The organism is Maribacter sp., from assembly GCF_039968975.1.
GTDB lineage: Bacteria > Bacteroidota > Bacteroidia > Flavobacteriales > Flavobacteriaceae > Maribacter.
In genome coordinates, this window is the sequence record NZ_JBDVOT010000179.1 from 1 (window position 1) to 1680 (window position 1680).

General features: G+C 36.1%; 1 protein-coding gene and 1 tRNA gene. Both read left to right on the forward strand.

Translation table 11 applies throughout. The annotated features are described in order from the left end of the window. Window positions 1-1098: site-2 protease family protein (locus tag ABJI11_RS12015; protein WP_348352449.1), on the forward strand; the 1098-nt coding region annotated here is incomplete at its 5' end. A 79-nt stretch (window positions 1099-1177) separates the two neighbouring features. Further along, window positions 1178-1251: transfer RNA gene (locus tag ABJI11_RS12020), tRNA-Asn, on the forward strand. Window positions 1252-1680 lie beyond the last annotated feature (429 nt).

Below are 1680 nucleotides of genomic sequence, written 5' to 3' on the forward strand. Positions count from 1 at the left end.
GCCATGGCTGAAGAGCCCAAGGAGTGGGAGTTTAGAAGTAAACCGGCTTGGCAACGCTTAATTATTATGTTAGGCGGTGTAACGGTAAATTTCATTTTGGCTGTAGTTATTTTCATTGGTCTGGCATATGCTTATGGTGAAACTTATATTGCGAATGATAGTTTAAAAGACGGAGTTTGGATTACCGATACTACTTTGGGTGATGCACTAGGCATACAGACAGGTGATAAGGTTCTTGCCGTTGATGGTAAAGAAATTGAATCCATGAATACCATAGTGCCAGAAGTTGTTTATGGAGAGAATATAACTATTGAACGTGACGGACAGCAAATTGAAAAGGAAATTCCTGTAAATTTTATAGAAACAATTTCAGAAAATAAGGAACAAGTTCGATTTATTAAACCAAGATTGCCATGGGTGATTAGTCAAGTACCTGAAGATTCGCAAAATGCTAGTGTGGGTTTTCAAGCTGGTGATGTTTTGACGACTATTGCAGGTACTTCAGTTAAATATCAGGATCAAGTTTTTCCTATTTTAGAATCTAACAAAGGAAAGAATGTAGACCTGATAGTTAATCGTAATGGTACAGATGTGCCTTTAAAGGCGAAGATTTCAGAAGAAGCCAAGCTTGGACTAATGATTGGTATGACTGGTGCTGATGCAGAAAAACAAGGATTTTTGAAATATAACACTACTGATTACACTTTTTTAGAATCTATCCCAGCCGGATGGAACAAAGGTGTTAAGACCCTTACAGATTACATTAAGGGGATGAAGAAAATCTTTAATCCTGATACTGGTGCTTATAAAGAAGTAGGTGGTTTTGCCGCTATTGGCGGTATGTTCCCAGATACTTGGAACTGGCCAGCGTTTTGGGGTACAACTGCGTTTATATCCATTATTCTTGCCTTTATGAACATTTTGCCAATCCCAGCTTTAGATGGCGGACACGTTATGTTTTTACTTTATGAAATGATCACAGGTAGAAAGCCGAGCGATAAATTTTTAGAGTACGCACAGATAACCGGATTCTTTATTTTAATAGCACTTTTACTGTTCGCAAACGGTAATGATGTTTATAAAGCGATATTTAAATAAAAAAATAATTTATTTGTTTGGAGACTTTCAAAAAACTACTATATTTGCACCCGCTTTAGGAAACTAAAACGGGTTATTTTCCTCCTTAGCTCAGTTGGTTAGAGCATCTGACTGTTAATCAGAGGGTCCTTGGTTCGAGCCCAAGAGGGGGAGCAAAAAGCGAAATCCAATCTATTTATTTAGGTTGGATTTTTTGTTTTTGGTCATTATTTATGGCGGTTTGCGCTGTTCTACTCTTTATTCCTATTTTTTTCTGAAAAATCAATTCTTCACCAAATCACTTAAAATTAGGTGTTCTTTTCGGTACGCTATTTAAAGTTGTAGCTATCCCTCATTATTTGAATTAATAACAGGACAAGTCATTTCAACCCAGGTTAATCTATCGCCAATCTTTTTCAATATCTTTACTTCAGTATAAAAGTTGTTTTTACAAAATCATATATGTCAAACTATTTAATTACCGTTAACGAAGAAGAAATAGAATGCAAAATTAGCGATGCCAATGCTCTAGATAGCATTGCCGTTAATGCACATACTCTTCATGTTTTGCAAGAGAATAGCGCTTTTGAGGTAGAAATACGC